This is a genomic window from Actinacidiphila oryziradicis (assembly GCF_005047355.1).
Taxonomy (GTDB): Bacteria; Actinomycetota; Actinomycetes; order Streptomycetales; family Streptomycetaceae; genus Actinacidiphila; species Actinacidiphila oryziradicis.
On the sequence record NZ_SUMC01000084.1, the window covers coordinates 1 to 17,015 of the forward strand.

The window sequence follows — 17,015 nt, forward strand, 5'->3', positions numbered from 1 at the left end:
ATGAGATCACCACGTGGGTGGACACCACCGCGTTCAGCGGTCAGAAGTTCGACGCTTTGGCCGCGCACGCCAGTCAGGGCGAGAACATCTTCTTCCTCAAGATGGGCAAGGAGAGGTTCGGCGAGTTGATGGGCATGGAGACCTTCGTACGTGTCCAGGACGCCACCGGCGCGGCCATACCCGAGAACGATCTCTTCGCCGGACTGCGCTGATCCGCCCGTCCGACCGGCCGGGAAAGCGCATCGACCGCACGGCACGATCGAGCGGGTCACACACCCGGAGGCTCAGGCGGTAGTCGGTCGATTCTCGGTGTGCATGGCTGGCTGTGCCCGGTTTTCACCTTTTGGGGTGGATTGAGTCTCATCTGACCTGGCTTGTCTCACCAGAGTCGTGATCGTCGTCCCTGGACCAGCCACCGTCCCACAGATATCGTCCCCGGATGCCTCTCCGTCAGTACGTCTACTTCGCGTTGTTCAGCCAGCGCACCTCCGCAGCGGAGATGACCGCGCTGCTGGGAATCGAACCTGACGAGGTATCCGTCCTCGGCAGCCGCTTCACCGAACCCGCGGTGAGACCGGTGAGCCACTCGTGGAAGATCGTGTGTCGAGAGCCCGGCTTGCGTGTCGACGAGCAGATCACCCGCGTCCTGGACAGGCTTCGGCCGCACACGGACCGAATCGCCGAACTCGCCGGTCATCTGGCCGCCGAGGAACAAGAACACGGTGGCGCAGTCCTGGAGGTCGTGCGCTACTTCAACGACACCGACCAGGAACAGCAGCCCCTCCAGCCGGGGACTCCGGAAGGCCCCAACCTGTTCGGCTGGCATCTGGACCGCGACGTGCTGGACTTCCTCACCGCTACCGGAGCGGCTCTCGATATCGACGAGTACGACATGACCCCGCATAAACCCGGCGAATGAGCCCAACCTGAAAGCCCATGCAGACCCGGAAACTGCCAGATCCCGTGAGAATCGCGCCTCCAACGCCTCAGAAGCTGTCCTCTTACCGATCTTGACGTGTGTCAGTCGCACGGGAGTGCGGGGCGGGCCGCCGGTTCGGATGATCTTCCGCTCGTGTGCGCATGAAAGCAGGGCCTCCTGGTAGTGAACCGCTCCGGGTTCTCCAGAGACTCTAGTTTGTGGCTGTGGCCTGCAGGTTTGGATGGTTCTGGCGGTAGTAGGCTTCCTCGTACTCGATGGGTGGGACGTGAGCGAGCTCACTGTGGAGGCGGCTGGTGTTGTACCAGTCCACCCATTCGGCGGTTGCGATCTCGACGTCGGTGAGGGTGCGCCAGGGGCCCTGACGTTTGATCAACTCGGTTTTGTACAGACCGATGGTCGATTCCATGAGGGCGTTGTCCAGGGCGTCTCCGACGGTGCCGATGCTTGCCGCGATGTGTTCCGCGGCCAGGTGGGTGGCGAGGCGGAAGCTGGTGTATTGCGAGCCGGCGTCGGAGTGGTGGATCAGCTCCTTCGGGCGTACCGGGATTCCTGCGCGTTCGCGCTGCCACAGACCCATGTCGAGGGCGTCCAGAACGAACTGGGTGCGCTTGTTGGTCGCCGCCGCCCAGCCCACGATCCGGCGTGAGAACGTGTCGACCGCGAAGGCGACGTACACGGTGCCGGCCCAGGACTGCACGTAGGTGAAGTCGGTGACCCAGACCCGGTTCGGCGCGGCGGCCACGAATTTGCGCTTGAGCAGGTCGGGTGCCCGTTCGAGGTTCTTGTCGGCTACGGTGGTGACAACTTTCTTGCCTCGCACGGCTCCTGACAGCCCCTGGGCGCGCATGAGGCGCTCGACGGTGCAGCGGGCGACCTGATGGCCCTGGCGCAGGAGTTCACGCCAGACCTTGCGGACACCGTAGACGCCGTAGTTCTTCTCATGGACCTCCTTGATGAGTGCGGTGAGTTCCGCGTCGCGCCGGGCGCGCGCGGACAGGACGCGCTTGTTGTACGCGTAGTAGGTGGACGGGTGGATGCCGCAGTCGTGCTCAGTGAGCGTCCTGCAGATCGGCTCGACGCCGCCGAAGCGGTCCCGGTGCTCGTCAATGAACGCTACGAGCGTGTGTGTGGCCGGTCGAGCTCGGCCGCGAAGAAAGACGCCGCAGCTTTCAGGATCTCGTTCGCGCGCTTGAGTTCGGCGTTCTCCCGCTTGAGCGCCTTGAGTTGAGCCGACTCCTCAGTCGTGGTGCCCGGCTTGATGCCGGTGTCGACCTCGGCCTGGCGGACCCACTTGCGCAGGCTCTCGACCCCGACGTCGAACTTGGCTCCGATCGAGCGGATCGCTTCGTACTCGGTCTTGTACTGATCACGGGTCTCCATGACCAGGCGCACTGCCCGCTCGCGGACCTCACTGGGATATTGCTTCGGCATAACGGACTCGATCCTTCCAAGTGATCGAGTCTCGGTCAAACCCGGAGCGGTTCACTCCAGCAGGCCGGCCTCGGGCATGTCAGGGTCGCAGGAGCGGACATAGGCGGCGACGTCGGCGTCGGAGCCCTCGCCCTTGCGGCGCTGGATCGCGGTGTGCTTCGCGGTGCTGCCCGACGCCCGGAGCTTGACCAGGTCGTAGTCCGGATGGTCGTCGATGTAGGACTCCAGCCGTTCCCGCAGGTGGTTGACCTGCCGCCGGCGCTCCTTGGCCGCTTCCCGCGGCACGTTCACCTTGTCCTCGGCGTGCTGCGCCAGCACCTTGTGATCGACATAACTCTCCCCCGCCATACCGTCCCGCCTTCCTCCACGGGACCATCCCGCGCACCGTACTCAAAGTTTCATGAACCTAGTAGGTGCATGAGATCAATTGACCTTGGCCGAGAGGTTAGCATGCACCAGTCCGGTATACGCAATCGGTTCCTGGGGTGGCAGTTGAAGATCCTCTTCGGCGACGGTGAGGTAGCCCGGATCTGCAACGACGACGACGTCAGGCGCAGCCGCTACGGCCCTGCGCTGGCCTCGACGATTCGCAGACGGCTGGGAGAGATCTCCGCCGTCACCCACCTGGCCGAACTCCGCCGCCTGCCTGCCACCCGCCTCCGCCGCCATCCCGACCGCGGCGACGGCTACCTGCTGATCTCCCTGGGAGCGACCGCCGACCTCCTCGTACGCCCCCGCGACGACCCGGCCCCCGCGCTCCCCGACGGACGGCTCGACGAGCACGCCGTCCGCGCCCTCGTCGTCACCGCCATCGTCCCGTGACCCCCGCCGCCCACCGCCCCCACGGCCCCTTCCTCGCCAGGAGAGAGGCACTCCGATGACCCTCGGCGCCCCCCCGCACGAGTACGCCCCCCAGACCGTGTCGCCCCCCGGGGAGACCCTCAAGGAGACCCTGGAGGAGCTCGGCATTTCCCAGGCCGACCTCGCCCGCCACACCGGCCTGTCGACCAAGCACGTCAACCAGATCGTGCAGGGCACCGCAGCCCTCAGCCCGGAAACCGCGCTTCTGCTCGAACGCACCACCGGCGTCCCCGCCACCGTGTGGAACACCCTGGAAGCCGCCTGGCGCACCCAGCTGGTGCGGCAGGCGGAACACGAAGCCCTTACCGACCAGATCGGATGGCTGGACAAGTTCCCGCTGGCCGACCTCGTGGCCCGTGGCGTCCTGCCCGACCGGGGCAAGACCGTCGCCAACCTCCGTCAACTCCTGGACTTCTTCGGTGTCGCCAGCCCTGCCGTCGCCGAAGACCTCTGGAGCGGCTACAGCACCGCCTTCCGGCGCTCGACCACGACGCCGCCGAACGAGTACGCGACGTACGCCTGGCTCCGGCTAGGCGTGCTGGAGGCACGCCGACGCCCGTGCATGCCCTACCAGCGGGAGGCGCTGCATGACCTGCTGCCGGAGCTCCGTGCGCTCAGCAGCCAGGAACCCGAGCTCTGGCTCACGCGGCTACCGGCGCTGTGCGCCACGGCGGGGGTAGCCGTGATCTTTTCTCCCGCCTTCAAGAACACCAGCCTGTCCGGCGCCACCCGCTGGCTCAGCCCAGACAAGGTCATGATCGCCCTCACCGACCGTCACAAGAAAGACGACCGGTTCTGGTTCACCGTCTTCCACGAGGTCGGGCATGTCCTCCTGCACGGCAAACGCCTCACCTTCCTCGACGACGACCCGTTCAACGGCACCAGCACCGCCGAAGAGGAAGCCAACGCCTTCGCCTCCCAGATCCTCATCCCACCCGCACACGCCCCCGCCTACGAAACCCTGCGCCGACGGCCCAGACCCTTCACCAACATCCAACGGTTCGCCGAACAAGCGGGCATCGCCCCCGGCATCGTCGTCGGCCGTCTCCAGTACGACAAAGCCCTGGACTGGAGCGAAGGAAACAAACTCAAACGCGGATTCGACCTGACAGCCTTCACCACCGTCCAAAACACCAAAGCCACAGAGTGAGAGTTTTCCAACCTCAGGCTGGCCTGGTGCGATGAAGGTCAGGATGACCTGGACGCCGGCAGCGATCCGATTAGTGCTGCATCGAATCTGCCGGCGCGCGTCCGTCTCCGTGATGCGCGCCTCAGGGTTGGAGCGGCGGCTGGGTGGTTGGCCATCACCGGGTAGTCGAGCACGGATCGCCTCGTCCAGTTCGGTCATCGCGCGACGGAAGGCGGAATCGAGATCGACACGGTGCCGGTGGGCCAGGATCAGGACGGACCATAGGCAGTCCGCGAGTTCATGCTCCAGCGCGTTGCGCCCGCCCGCCACATCCCGTGCGCCTTCCTGGGCCATGACCAGCTTCGCCAGATCGTCAGCGGCCGGGGCCGGGAAACCGCGGCACCCTGCGGCCGGTGGGCGGGTAGTCGGGAGTTCAGGGCTGGCTTTCGGCGAGCCAGTACGGATCCCAGCAGCGCTGCAGCGGCCTGGTGACGGTGTTGAACCGCAAACCGCGCGGGCCATCGACACCGGCCTCGGGCAGGTCGATGAGCCAGTCGAGGACGCTGTCCGATACCAGATCGGGATGGTCAAGGTCGGCAATGAGGGCGTGTGCACCACGGTCGTTGTAGGGGTGCGGCAGAGTGAAGCCTGCGGTGAGGGCGTCCTCGACGATGCGCCAGCAGATGCTGCGCCAGCGGCGCTGCCCCCACCAGGAGTCCGTGTAGCTGGTGGAGCCACCGATGCTCATCAGAATCAGCGTGGTGTCGGGACCGAGGATCTCGTGGTCGATCTGTCGCCAGCGCTTCAGTTCGGCGCTGACCGTGGAGGCCACTTCCGCCCAGCCGTTCCCGAACAGCGACCGGATCGCGGTGCCGTCGGGCAGTGCCCACTGGGGGTCCATCAGTGCGGCCTCGATGCCGTACCAGTCGATGCCCTCAACCGGGCAAACGTGCTGCTGGGTGACGCGGGTGACGGTCATATTGACGCGCGCCATCAGCACGTCGGTCTCCAGGTGGTGCGCTTCCACAGCGGTGTCGTTTCGCCAGCACCAGGCGGCCACGCCCAGCGCGGCAGCGTCCGGCACGATGTCGGGTGCCACGTCCTGTCCCACCATGCCGACGACCATGTCCAGGTAGGCACTCAGCCACTCGTTCTCGGTGATCTCCCGCAGCACGTCGCTCAACGGGAGTTGCCGGTAGTCGGCGGCCGGTTGGAAAATCCGGCGGATCCGCCGGATGGCGAACTCATCCTTCGCGTCTTGGGGAGCGGAGTCGGCGACGCAGACGTGGGTGGCATCCAGCAGCCCCGCCTCCCCCGCCGCATGGGCGACGGCGGTCACCTCGTCCTGGCCGGCTGCTGCGACAGCTACCTCCAGGCTGGTGTCCAGCAGGGAGTAGGACTCGGGCCAGTCCCCCATCACGTCATCGAAAGGCCGCAGGGCCAGCACACCCTCGCCTGGTCGGTACTCGGCCACCACACACCCGTCACCGCGCCAGGTCTCCGAGAACAGCAGCGCACCCGTCTGCGGGTCCCAGTCGCTGTCCCAGGACTCCGGCAGGTCGAAGCCCGCCCACTCCAGCGAGGCCAGCAGTTCGTGCAGCCGCTCCACATAGCGGTCCCATTCTTCGGCGGAGGGACGGCCGCTGGTTTCATCCCGCGTGGACGCCGCCTGGGCGCCGTCGCTGCCGGCCTGTGGGGAGGGCGCCCGGTCGGCAACAGCCTGACCCTTGGGCTGAGACAGCGTCCCGAGCGTGGCCCACAGCTGTTCTGCCGTCTGTGCGTCGTGGTCACGCTCCGCGGCCCGGCACCGTGCGCACAGATAGCGGTACTCCTTACCGACGCGAGCCGAAAAACGCGTCAGGGAACGGGGCTTGCCGCAGTCTCGGCACGGACCGCGCCCAGTCTTGGGCCACCACAGCCACCACTCGCCGTCGTAATCCCAGGGCTTTGGCACCACTCCCCTACTCACGAGCACCTCCGCCAGCCGCCGCATACAACCGCTGTCCCGGTGGCGCAGCACGCTTGCGTAGAGGAGGTCATGAGCTGCCAGCACATCGGCGTCCACGACGGTCTCCCCGCCATCCACCCGGCGCAGCACGCCCAACGCTGCGGCCAGGTCGCTAACGCCGGCGGTCTCTGCATCCACGGCCTGGCCGTTGCGTGAGAGGCCGGTTATCGCTGCGTCGATGTCTGTCTGTGCAGGCGCAGGAATCGTCACGTACGCAGCCTAGGCCGGGCCTCTGACATTCCCGTCGGGGGCGGCGACGACTACAGATGGCACGACCAGACTCGCGCGGATGGCGTAACCGACTGAGGGCACGGGCGTTTTCCTGATTGGGCCGCCTGTGACGGCCTCGGCTCTGCCGTCATGGCCCGTGACCGTGACGCACGTTCATCGGAGTCGAAAGTGGCTTAGCAGCAGCACAGTGTCCGCCGGGTGAGCACTCGTTTCGGCCGCCGGGTCACGGGACCGGCTGCCCTGAAGGAACTACGAGTGAATTCCCATCACTACGCAAAGCAGCAGGCCAAGGCCCCGAGCAAGTTCAATGGCAAGCCTTACGCGGCGAATCTGGCCCACGTGCTGCGGAATGAGCATCGCGCTGTCCCCAAGCCTTCGGTCTCGGACGTCGGCCCGTACGCGACGGGCGGGGGCGGAACAGTGGCGGAGCACCGCTACGGAGCTGTACTGCTGTCTCATCTGCTCACGCAGACTCCGGTTCCCGCCCTTGGCGATCACATCAGCCCCACCCATGTCCGCTTCCAGGCCCGGAGGGTCAGCAAGGTGGACGATATCCTGGTGCGCGGACGAGGCCAGACCAACGCAGAACCCGGCCAAACTCGCCGGAGTCGGGCCAGACATCACCCCCCAAGTGATCTGCGTACTGTCTCTGACTAATCTGACGGCATGGCTCAGTACCTCGACAATCCGGCCGGCCGCCTACACAAGCTCTTGCTGGATCTGCACACCGCGTTCCCATCGGACCAGCAGCAGAAGTCCGTCCCCGCATGGCAGGCCATTGTGACGCTGATTGGTAACGAAGGCGGATTGTCCGGTGAGGCAATGATCGTGAGTGGTGTAGCGGCACTGCCTCAACAAGTGCGTGAAGGCGTAGCGGCTCTGCCATCTGACGACGACCGCAAAGCGGACCTGGTGCAGCATCTGGACGAGATCGAGAACGGCATGGCGGCCTTGCTGAATCGCCAACCACTCTTTCAAATGTTTTGTATATTTTCGACCAATGGGGAGGTGCCCCGGTCGGCGGCCATCAACTCCCTGGCGCACTGCTCATACGAGCTGCATCGAGAAGTCCCCGAGCACACCATCTCCGATGAAGAAATCGCCCGCATCATCGAGATGATCACTGAACTGATGCAGGAGGTGTCGGAAGCGCAGTTGCCTGACCAGTTCAAGCTGCTGATGCTGCGCCACCTGCACGCTCTGCTCCAGGCGGCGCACAGCGTGCGGTTTGCGGGCACTCAGCCACTCGATGATGCGTTGTTCGCGCTGATGGGTGCCATGGTTCGCGTGCCGAGTGCGCAGGAAGAGCTTCACCGTGTGGGGCTGGGGGAACGATTCAAGAACGCAGTCAACACCCTCAACATGCTGCTTTCCACCGGCACAGCAGCAGCGCAACTCGGTCAGGGTATTGCAGGGATTCTGGGCGGCTGACTCTCTCGGCTGCGTGGCGGCCGCGCCACCCAGGTCTCGGTCCGCAAGGGCTGTGGGGGCAGGCCAGGGCGGCCGCAAGGCTCAGAACGGCGGGCTCCGCTACCCGAGATGGGTGCAGATCTTTTGAGGGTCTGTCCCACCTGCGGTTTTGTACGGATCGAGTCCATCGTCGCCACGGCGCCCATCGCGGCCGACCTGCCCGTCTGTCTCCCACAGCACCCGTTCGTCCGCGTCGGCGCCGAGCGGCCGGGCGTAACTGACACGGCGTAGCGGTGCTGGATCACGAACCCGCAGGTCACGCTCGTGCCAGACACCCTCAAAAGATCTGCACCCACCCGAGATCGTGAGCAATCCGGTGTTCAGGTTGGCGTCGTCCCGCAAGAGGAAGTTGCCTTCCCGTCCGTCCGGCAACCGCACCAGCAGTTCCTCTGCCTCGTGTACGGCCCTGCGTCATTACAAAGCCCGTCGGGCTCTGTGACCGCCCCCCAGGCCCACACAGAGACGACGGAACCGTGGCCGGCTCGGGTATTCCTGTCGGCCGCCCGTTTTCTGCTATCGCGGCGTGGCCGGTCGTGGTCGCCGGGAGGATCCGGCACCCCGCCGTGGGGCGGCGCGAGCTGCCCGTCGGGGGTGCCGCGCCGCCCAGGCCCCCGCGAGCCGTCGGCTACTGATGGCGGCTACTCGGCAAGTGTCTGCCCGGTCTGCGCACGTGAAAGTCCCGTTTCGGGGCTCCTTGGCGGTGTAATCGGGTGTTGCGGCGCGAGGGTCTCGGCGCTCTGCCACAAGCGCTCGTAGGTGTCGCGGTATGCCTGTTGGATCGGAGGGCCGGGCGCGAACAGAGCCGTCAGGTGTTTGCCGATGCCAGTCATGGAGGCGCCGAGCAGGACGACCTGACGGGTTTCTTCGATCAGGCAGCGATCGTGGATCTGCTTCCCATCCCCGACGCGGATCTCGACTTCGTTCGCACCGGGAACTGTGGCGAGCGCGACTCGGAGAGACGACAGGTCGGCCGGCTTCTGCTTGTCTGTCACCATGACGCGGCGCAGGAGGGTGGTTTCCACGAGCCAGGGCAAGTGGTCGGCCTTGAAGTACGGGTCGACCAACAGTCCTGCGCCGGCCTTGGCGAACCGACGGGTGAGGGCGGTGTAGAGAAGGGGGTCTTCAGGGTGCAGCGCGACGTCGGCAACGAGGTGGTCTGGGCTGCTGTGCTCGTAGCCATCGTCAGCTGAGCGCAGGACACCCTTGCCGAGTTCGGTGAGCACCACCCCGTGAGGGGAGTCGACGATCCATCTCACCCGCATGAGGTATCCAGCGACTGGTTCGGGCGAATCCATGTCGACCGCCCCCACCGTCCGCATCAAGCGCTCGGACAGTGCGATGACGGCTTTCGGCGGGCGAGATCGCGAGAAGGCATCCGCCTCGATACGGGAGAGGACGACTCCGATGCGATTCATCGCCCCTATGTATCGGAGGGTGTTGAGCACATGGTCCGACACGAATTGCATGGCGTAAGACTGACACCTCCCCGCGCGCAGCACGAGGGGTTTACCGGCGCACGCCACTGTCCTGGAATTTGGCAGGTCGCCAGCCGATCCGGCCGGGCAAAAACCAACTCTCCGCCTCCGGACACCGGCCTGTCTGCCGCCAGGACCGCCGGGTGACGAGTGGGCCGCCCGCTTCCCAGGCTCACCGGTCGGGGGCTGTGGCGCGGGGCCGGTTGCAGACCCACCTGCGCTTCCTGGCCGCGCTTGTCGACCGGGGGCCGGGAAGCCGGGGTCGACGCCCCGTGCCCGGCGCGGTGCGGCGAGGCTGATGTCCGGCAGGTGCCTGTCGTGGGTCTGGCACAGCCCGACCATCTCACTGGCCGGCGCTTCCGCGACCGGCGTATCCGGTTCGGCTGACGCCGGGAGCAGCGCGAGCGCCTGGTCGTCCTGGCCGGACAGCTCGGCCGCAGGCGCTGGAGCCAGCTGCGCGCCGGCCCGTGGTGAGTTCCGCCCTGGGAAAACTGACCACGGCAGGTCAGCGACTTGCGTGGGCGGGTACCGGACGGAATGAGTCCGAGGAAGGTGATCAGCCGCTGGAGGAGGCCGAGCAGGGTGGCGATGGCCAGGACCGCGACGGTGATGCCGGCGGCGACCATGGCGGGGTATCCGTAGCGGGCATCGGTGAGGTTCTGCTGGCCGTCGACGATGAGCCGTCCCAGTCCGCCGACCAGCGGCGCGTATGCGGCGTCGGTTCGCGCGCAGTTCGCAGTAGTCGACTCTCCGCTTCTGCGGCAGCCATCCTACTCACCACGGGGGTCGTCGGCGGGTGATGGGCAGCTGGGTCGCCCACACGCCTACGACGGCGGGCCGATTCGCTGACCCTAAGCTCAGCAGCCCACCCACCTGCGGTCGGGCGCCAACTCCCCGTAAGATCCTGCGAAAAGGGGGGCCTTTCTGTGGTGATGTCAGCGCCGGACGCGCTTGAGGTCGGTCAGCTGGTTCGTGTGCGTGGGCAGCAGTGGGTGGTGTCTCAGCTTGATCGCAGTCGCCAGCCCGAGGACCAGCTGGCGGCTGCAACGCCGCCCGGGCGGACTCTCGTAACGCTGAACAGCGTCAGTGACGACGATCTGGGTGAGGAACTCACCCTGGTCTGGGAGGTCGAGCCCGGCCGCGAGGTGGTTCCCTCCACGCAGCTGCCCGCGGTGACCGAGACCGGCTGGGACGATCCGCAGCGCCTCGGCGCTTTCCTTGACGCGGTCCGCTGGGGCACCGTCGCCAGCGCCGACACCCAGACCCTGCAGGCCCCGTTCCGTTCGGGTATCACCATCGAGGAGTACCAACTCGAGCCCGTCGCCCGGGCCCTGGCGATGCCCCGGGTGAACTTGCTGATCGCGGACGACGTGGGCCTGGGTAAGACGATCGAGGCCGGGCTGGTGATCCAGGAGCTCCTACTACGTCACAGGGCCCGCCGGGTTCTGGTGGTGTGCCCGGCGCCGCTGACCACGAAGTGGCGCGAGGAGATGACGGAGAAGTTCGGGCTGGACTTCGTCGTACTCGACGCTTCGGCGCTGCGGGAGTTGCGCCGGACCCACGGGCTGGAAGCCAACCCTTTCACCGTCTACCCGCGCGCGATCATCAGCCTGCCCTGGCTCCGTACGCCGCGTGTGCAGCGGCTGCTGGACGAGGTCCTCACACCGCAGACTCGCCACCCCGGGTTCTTCGACCTGCTGATCGTGGACGAGGCCCATCACTGCGCTCCGCCCGCTCCCGCGCGGGGTCGCGGCTACGCCGTGGACAGTCTGCAGACCCGGGCCGTGCGAGGGTTGGGAGAGCACAGTCAGCACCGGTTGTTCCTGAGCGCGACGCCCCACAACGGGTACAGCGAGTCGTGGCAGGCGCTGCTGGCCATGCTGGACCCGCAGCGTTTCACCCGCGGAGTTCCCCCTGACCCTGAGGTTCTGCGGCAGGTGATGGTCCGCCGGCTCAAGGCGCAGCTCATCGACGCCGACGGGCAGCCGGTCTTCCGGCGCCGCACGACGCGGGCCGTCGACGTCAGGTACACGCAGGGCGAGCGGGAGATCCACGGCCTGCTCGAGGCCTACGCCGGCCGTCGTCGTCGCGTGCCCGGGCAGGTCGCCGTTCGTGCCAATGACCTGATCACGCTTCTGCTGAAGAAGCGGTTGTTCTCCTCCCCCGCCGCGTTCGCGCACACGCTCACCGCGCATGCGGCCACCGTGAATCGGCAGGGTGGAGGGGCCGGCGCGGCCGCGGACATGCCCGCGTGGCTCGATGAGGCCCTTGGGTGGGACGACGAGGTTGAGGACGTCTTCGACGACGCTGCCCCCGGGGATGGGGACATGCTGCAGTTGGGGGGCGTGCCGGGGTCCGCCGACAACCGCGTGCAGGATCTGGTCACTCGTGCGGCCGAGGTCGGCGCTGGAGCGGACCCCGAGGACCGGGAGTTGCTTGAGGCGATGGTTGCCTGGGTGGAGCGCCACGCCGAGCGGTCGGACAGCAAGGCGAACGCTCTGGTGGCCGAACTCGATCGGATCTGCCGCCCGGGTGACGGCTGGAGCGATGAGCGCGTCATCATCTTCACCGAGTACCGCGACACTCAGCGTTGGCTCGCTGAGCTGCTCGATTCCCGGGGTATGGGGGGCGAGCGCATGGGGTTGCTCTTCGGCGGGATGGACACCGCCAAGCGCGAGCATCTCAAGGCCGCCTTCCAGGCCGACCCCGCACGTGACAAGGTCCGCATCCTGCTGGCCACCGATACCGCCAGCGAAGGCATCGACCTGCAACGGCACTGCCATCGGGTCATCCACTACGACATCCCCTTCAACCCCAACCGGCTCGAGCAACGCATCGGGCGTGTCGACCGGCGCGGCCAGCGCCACGAGGTCGAGGTCATGCACTTCGTCGGTGCCGGCTGGGAGCAGGCGGACGCCGGTTCCTATGAGGGTGATTTGGAGTTCCTCAGTCGCGTGGCGGAGAAGGTCGCGACCGAGCGCGAGGATCTGGGCAGCGTGAACCCCGTGCTGGCGCACGCGATCGAATTGCGGATGCTCGGCCGGCCCGTCCTGGTCGATCCCCTGGCGGTGACCGCCAGTACCGCGACAACGGTGCTCAAGGCCGAGCAGGACCTGCGGGAACAGGCACGGAAGCTGCGCCTGCAGCTTGAAGAGAGCAAACGCCGTCTGCATGTCGGGCCTGCCAACGTACGGCGGGTCGTCGACACCGCGCTGGAGCTGGCCGGGCAACCGCCTCTGATCGACCGCGGCAACGGCGAGATCGATCCGCCGACCTTGCGTGCCGGGTGGGAGCGCACGGTGTTCGGCCTCGCCGACCCGCTCACGGGACTCTCACGGCCGCTCTCCTTCGATCAGGGCGTCGTCGGCGACCGGGACGACATTGTGCTGGCCCACCTGGAGCATCCGCTGGTCGCGCAGGGCATCCGCCTGCTGCGCAGCGCCATCTGGGGCGGCCGCACGACGTTGAACCGGGTGGCCGCGGTCCGGGCCTCGCTGCCTGCCCGAGCCGCGGTGGACGGGCTTTTGGTGGCAGTGTTCTCCCGCCTGGTGGTCGTCGGCAAGGACGGGGCCCGCCTGCACGAGGAGGTCGTCCTGACGGGCCGTGAGGTTCCCGCTGCCGGTCGCTCACGGCGCTTGGAGCTGGAGCAGCCCCGCTACGGGGAGCTGCGCGAGGCGGTGGAGCAGGCCCTGGAACCGGACGCCTGCCGCCCGGCACCCGCCGACGCCAAGGCTCAACTGGCCCAGCAGTGGGACGGCCTGGTGCCGCTGCTGGCCAATGACGTCCGCGTTCGTGCCTCGGAACGCCTGGCCACCATGAGTCGAGAACTCCAGAGCCGGGCAGCGGCCGAGGCCAAGGGGGTCCAGGCGATCTTCGACCAGCTCCGCGCGACTTTGTCCAGCGCGCTGGAGGGCCCTGGCCCGACCCAGCTGGGCTTCGACGACCTCGAGATCGAAGAGCGCAGGCAGGTGGAACGCGACAAGAAGGCCTGGGCGGACCGCCTCGCCGCGCTGGATGAGGAACGCGAACGAGAACTCGCCGCGGTGGAGTCCCGCTACTCCGACGTCCGCGAGTTGGTCTTCCCCTTCGCCGTGGCCCTGATCGTTCCCGACCCGGAGGCAACCCGATGAGCGCCACCCGACACCGTCCCCGCCGGCCAGGTGGCGTCAACGAGGCGATCCGCCGCCGGCACGGCTGGCTCGAGCTCCTGCAGACCTCCGGTCCGTTCCTGACCCTGCCGGTCGTGCACCGGGTGTTTCCCGACGGCCTGGCGACCGTCCCCGGACAGCACCGGGCACGGCTGCGCCCCGCCGTGGAGCGAGTGCTCCAGGACACGGGGGCGGGCCGTCGGCAGCTGGTGACCACCGTCCTTCGGGATGTTCTGGACTGGCAAGACCACCTCTTGGACGGGGAGTTGATCCCGGACGCCCTCGCGGAGCCGGTTCCGACCCACGGATTCGGTTTTCTCCGCGCCGACTTCGGCTTCCACGTCGAGGAAACGGACCAGGACGAGGACGAGGACGAGTCGCCCGGGACCACCGACGACGAGACAGAGGAGGCGGCGGACGGCGAGGACGAGGGACCGGAGGGGGCCGCGCGTACGCAGGGTCCCTGGCGGCTACTGGGCGCCCTGTCCCCATGGGGCCGGCACCCGCTCACCCGCACGACCGAGGGCGGATGGACCGCCAGTCCCGTCGAGCGCCTCGCGGTGCTGCTACGCGCCCGCGACGTCCCCGTCGGGCTCGTGACCGACGGCCGCTGGTGGGCGCTGGTCTGGGCCCCGCCGGGCGGCACCACCGGCGCGGCGGTATGGGACGCGAGCTTGTGGAGCACCGAGCCGGACACGCTGCGCGCCTTCGTGGCCATACTGCAGCGCGCCCGGTTCCTTGGCGTGCCTGCCGGGGACACCCTCCCTGCCCTGCTGGCCGAGAGCCTGGAGCGGCAGGAAGAGGTCACCGAGACCCTCGGCCGGCAGGTCCGGGACGCCGTGGAGATGCTCGTCGGCACGCTCGACCGCCTGGACGCCGACAGCGAGCGGACCCTGCTCGCCGGCGTCGACGACGACGAGTTGTACGCGGGCGTCGTCACGGTGATGATGCGGGTGGTGTTCCTGCTCTTCGCCGAGGAACGCCGCCTGCTGCCCAGCGATGACGCCCTCTACGTCTCCGCCTACAGCGTCGGAAGGCTCGTCGACCAGCTCGAATCCCAGGCCAGCCTGCTCGGCGAGCAGGCTCTGGAGCACCGCACCGGGGCCTGGCACCGGCTCCTGGCCGTCACGCGCGCCGTGCATCAGGGAGTCGCCCACGAAGACCTGCGCATGCCCGCCTACGGCGGGAGCATGTTCAACCCTGACCGCTTCCCGTGGCTGGAAGGCCGCCGCGGCAGCGAAGCCGACCCGGGCAGCCACGTGCCCGCGATCGACGACCGCACCGTCCTGCGCACACTGCGGGACGTGCAGTACATCGAAGCCGCAGGCGAACGACGCCGGTTGAGCTTCCGCACACTCGACGTCGAGCAGATCGGCTACGTCTACGAGGGCCTGCTCGAACTCGAGGTCCGCACCGCCGAAGACATCGTGCTCGGCATGGTCCGGCCGCCGAAATGGCCACGTGCCAAAGGCGAGTGCGAGGTCACCCTGCCCGAGGCACTCCAGGTCCTGGCCGCACCCGACCAGGGTCTGGCCGAGTGGGCCGCCCCCCGCACCGGATGGACCAAAGCCCGACTCGCCGCGGCGTTCGCCACTCCCCCGGAACAAGAACGCCTGCAAGCCGTGCACCGCGCCGTGGGCGGCAACGCCGACCTGGCCAACGACATCGCGCCGTTCGCAGCCGTGCTCCGCTACGACGAGCGGGGACTGCCGGCCATCACGCTGCCCGGTGGCCGCTTCGTCGCGCCCAGCATCCGGCGTGCCGCCAGCGGCACCCACTACACCCCCCGCTCCCTCGCCGAGGACGTCGCCGGAAACACCCTGGAGCCGCTGGTCTACCGCCCCGGCCCGCTGGAGACCGCCGACCGCGGCACCTGGCAGCTCCGCCCCTCATCCGCGATCTTGGAGTTGCGAGTCGCGGACATCGCCATGGGCTCCGGGGCGTTCCTCACCGCGGCCTGCCGCTATCTGGCCGACCGCCTCGTCGAAGCCTGGCAGGCCGAAGGCCGCGACGACGCACTACGGGCCGTCCGCCAACGAGCCGGACACCCCCTGGCCTCCGACACCGAGATCGACCAGGTCCTCATCGAAGCCCGACGACTGGTCGCCGAGCACTGCCTGTACGGCGTCGACCTCAACCCCCTCGCCGTCGAGATGGCCAAGCTCTCCCTGTGGCTGGTCACCATGGACCGCGAACGCCCCTTCGGATTCCTCGACGACCGTCTGAAGGCAGGCGACAGCCTGCTCGGGCTGACCAGCGCCGACCAACTCCAAGCGCTCCACGTCGACCCCGCCGCAGGCCGACGAATACACGACGGCCTGCTCGATCTGACCGCAGGTGTCCGGCCCCTCCTGCAGCGCGCCGCCGACCTCCGCCGCCGCATCACCGCTGCCCCCGTGATCACCATCCGCGACGTCGAACACAAGACCCGTCTGCTGGCCGAAGCGGAAGACACCAGCGGTCAACTGCGCCTCATGGCCGACGCGGTCACCGCCGCGGGCCTCGTGGCAGCCACCGAACAACCAAAAGCCGTGGAAAAGCGTTTCCTACGACTCTCCTGGGCGCTCAGCCACGACAACGACTCCGATGTCCTGGCGAAGACGGTCGCCAACGACCTGCAGACCGGCCGCCCCGAGACCACCAGCCCCCGCCAACCCCTGCACTGGCCTCTTGCCTTCCCGGAAGTCTTCGCCGACACCACCCGCCCGGGATTCGACGCGGTGATCGGCAACCCGCCCTTCCTCGGCGGCCAGAAAATCTCGGGCCACATGGGTCGGGAGTACCTCGCCTGGCTCCAGCGCTGGGACGGCGCCAGTGCCAAAGGCAGCGCAGACCTCGCAGCCCGGTTCGTCCTCCGGGCACAGCGATTGCTCTCCGACCGCGGACAACTTGGATTCATCACCACCAACACCCTCGTGCAGGGCGACACCCTCGAGGTGGGCCTCGCCCAGGCAGCAACAAGGGGAATGACCCTCCGCCGCGGCCAGAGCAGCCACCCCTGGCCGAGCCGCAGCGCCAACCTCGAAATCATCAACGTTTGGGGAAGCCAGGCCCCGCTCTCCGCGACCAGCCTGCGGTGGCTCGACGGCGAAGAAACCCCGGCGATCGGCATCGATCTGGAACCAGTCGGCCGCATCACCGGACGCCCACAGCGACTGGCCGAGAACGACGGACTCGCGTTCCAGGGCAGCACCATCCTCGGCCTGGGATTCACGCTCGAAGCCGAGCAAGCCACCGAACTGATCAACCTAGACCCGCGCAACGCCGAAGTGCTGGCCCCCTACGTCATTGGCAAAGACCTCAACTAACGAGCTGACTGCTC

General features: G+C 67.7%; 11 protein-coding genes and 1 pseudogene. 7 read left to right on the forward strand and 5 right to left on the reverse strand.

The window, feature by feature from the left end:
• A pseudogene (locus FCI23_RS42610) lies at nucleotides 1–212 on the forward strand (PIG-L family deacetylase); the annotation flags it as partial.
• 227 nt (nucleotides 213–439) lie between these two features.
• Nucleotides 440–919, forward strand: a complete 480-nt coding sequence (locus FCI23_RS42615; RefSeq protein ID WP_136729431.1) for a DUF4279 domain-containing protein — start codon at nucleotides 440–442, stop codon at nucleotides 917–919.
• A gap of 211 nt (nucleotides 920–1,130) precedes the next feature.
• Here FCI23_RS42615 and FCI23_RS42620 read toward each other — a convergent pair.
• Together FCI23_RS42620 and FCI23_RS42625 are read right to left on the reverse strand one after the other, a co-directional pair.
• Nucleotides 1,131–2,371 (reverse strand): IS3 family transposase gene (locus tag FCI23_RS42620; RefSeq protein ID WP_246144608.1). Its coding sequence is split into 2 segments (ribosomal slippage): nucleotides 1,131–2,098 and nucleotides 2,098–2,371, totalling 1,242 coding nucleotides; the frame shifts between segments, so codons are not numbered across the junction.
• 51 nt (nucleotides 2,372–2,422) lie between these two features.
• On the reverse strand, nucleotides 2,423–2,719 hold the full coding sequence (locus FCI23_RS42625; RefSeq protein ID WP_246144609.1) for a nucleotidyltransferase family protein: 297 nt from the start codon (nucleotides 2,717–2,719) through the stop codon (nucleotides 2,423–2,425).
• Between the two features lie 102 nt (nucleotides 2,720–2,821).
• On the opposite strand from FCI23_RS42625, the gene FCI23_RS42630 reads away from it, so the two are divergent.
• Together FCI23_RS42630 and FCI23_RS42635 are read left to right on the forward strand one after the other, a co-directional pair.
• Nucleotides 2,822–3,193, forward strand: a complete 372-nt coding sequence (locus FCI23_RS42630; protein ID WP_246144610.1) for a hypothetical protein — start codon at nucleotides 2,822–2,824, stop codon at nucleotides 3,191–3,193.
• A 55-nt stretch (nucleotides 3,194–3,248) separates the two neighbouring features.
• The gene (locus FCI23_RS42635; RefSeq protein WP_136729432.1) at nucleotides 3,249–4,382 is read left to right on the forward strand and encodes a HigA family addiction module antitoxin; all 1,134 of its coding nucleotides are present in this window, start codon (nucleotides 3,249–3,251) and stop codon (nucleotides 4,380–4,382) included.
• Nucleotides 4,383–4,794: 412 nt separating this feature from the next.
• Here the strand turns inward: FCI23_RS42635 and FCI23_RS42645 are convergent, their stop codons facing one another.
• On the reverse strand, nucleotides 4,795–6,507 hold the full coding sequence (locus FCI23_RS42645) for a hypothetical protein (RefSeq protein ID WP_136729433.1): 1,713 nt from the start codon (nucleotides 6,505–6,507) through the stop codon (nucleotides 4,795–4,797).
• A 759-nt stretch (nucleotides 6,508–7,266) separates the two neighbouring features.
• On the opposite strand from FCI23_RS42645, the gene FCI23_RS42650 reads away from it, so the two are divergent.
• On the forward strand, nucleotides 7,267–8,031 hold the full coding sequence (locus FCI23_RS42650; protein ID WP_136729434.1) for a hypothetical protein: 765 nt from the start codon (nucleotides 7,267–7,269) through the stop codon (nucleotides 8,029–8,031).
• A gap of 99 nt (nucleotides 8,032–8,130) precedes the next feature.
• Here FCI23_RS42650 and FCI23_RS42655 read toward each other — a convergent pair whose 3' ends face one another.
• Nucleotides 8,131–8,448, reverse strand: coding sequence for a hypothetical protein (locus FCI23_RS42655; protein ID WP_136729435.1), 318 nt, complete (start codon nucleotides 8,446–8,448; stop codon nucleotides 8,131–8,133).
• 260 nt (nucleotides 8,449–8,708) lie between these two features.
• Nucleotides 8,709–9,296, reverse strand: coding sequence for a hypothetical protein (locus FCI23_RS42660; RefSeq protein ID WP_136729436.1), 588 nt, complete (start codon nucleotides 9,294–9,296; stop codon nucleotides 8,709–8,711).
• A 1,181-nt stretch (nucleotides 9,297–10,477) separates the two neighbouring features.
• Here FCI23_RS42660 and drmD point away from each other — a divergent pair.
• Nucleotides 10,478–13,675 carry a DISARM system SNF2-like helicase DrmD gene (gene drmD, locus FCI23_RS42665; RefSeq protein WP_136729437.1) on the forward strand — a complete coding sequence of 1,066 codons (3,198 nt, stop codon included), beginning with the start codon at nucleotides 10,478–10,480 and terminating at the stop codon, nucleotides 13,673–13,675.
• Complete coding sequence (locus tag FCI23_RS42670; protein ID WP_136729438.1) at nucleotides 13,672–17,001, forward strand: Eco57I restriction-modification methylase domain-containing protein; 3,330 nt, start codon at nucleotides 13,672–13,674, stop codon at nucleotides 16,999–17,001. Before drmD ends, FCI23_RS42670 begins: the two co-directional genes overlap by 4 nt.
• Nucleotides 17,002–17,015: the final 14 nt, after the last annotated feature.

Excerpts from the sequence above, each read along its gene's own strand:
- FCI23_RS42630 (WP_246144610.1), top strand. The coding sequence starts at position 2,822 with ATGCACCAGTCCGGTATACGCAATCGGTTCCTGGGGTGGCAGTTGAAG.
- FCI23_RS42615 (WP_136729431.1), top strand. The coding sequence starts at position 440 with ATGCCTCTCCGTCAGTACGTCTACTTCGCGTTGTTCAGCCAGCGCACC.
- FCI23_RS42670 (WP_136729438.1), top strand. The coding sequence starts at position 13,672 with ATGAGCGCCACCCGACACCGTCCCCGCCGGCCAGGTGGCGTCAACGAG.
- FCI23_RS42635 (WP_136729432.1), top strand. The coding sequence starts at position 3,249 with ATGACCCTCGGCGCCCCCCCGCACGAGTACGCCCCCCAGACCGTGTCG.
- FCI23_RS42650 (WP_136729434.1), top strand. The coding sequence starts at position 7,267 with ATGGCTCAGTACCTCGACAATCCGGCCGGCCGCCTACACAAGCTCTTG.
- drmD (WP_136729437.1), top strand. The coding sequence starts at position 10,478 with ATGTCAGCGCCGGACGCGCTTGAGGTCGGTCAGCTGGTTCGTGTGCGT.
- FCI23_RS42625 (WP_246144609.1), bottom strand. The coding sequence starts at position 2,719 with ATGGCGGGGGAGAGTTATGTCGATCACAAGGTGCTGGCGCAGCACGCC.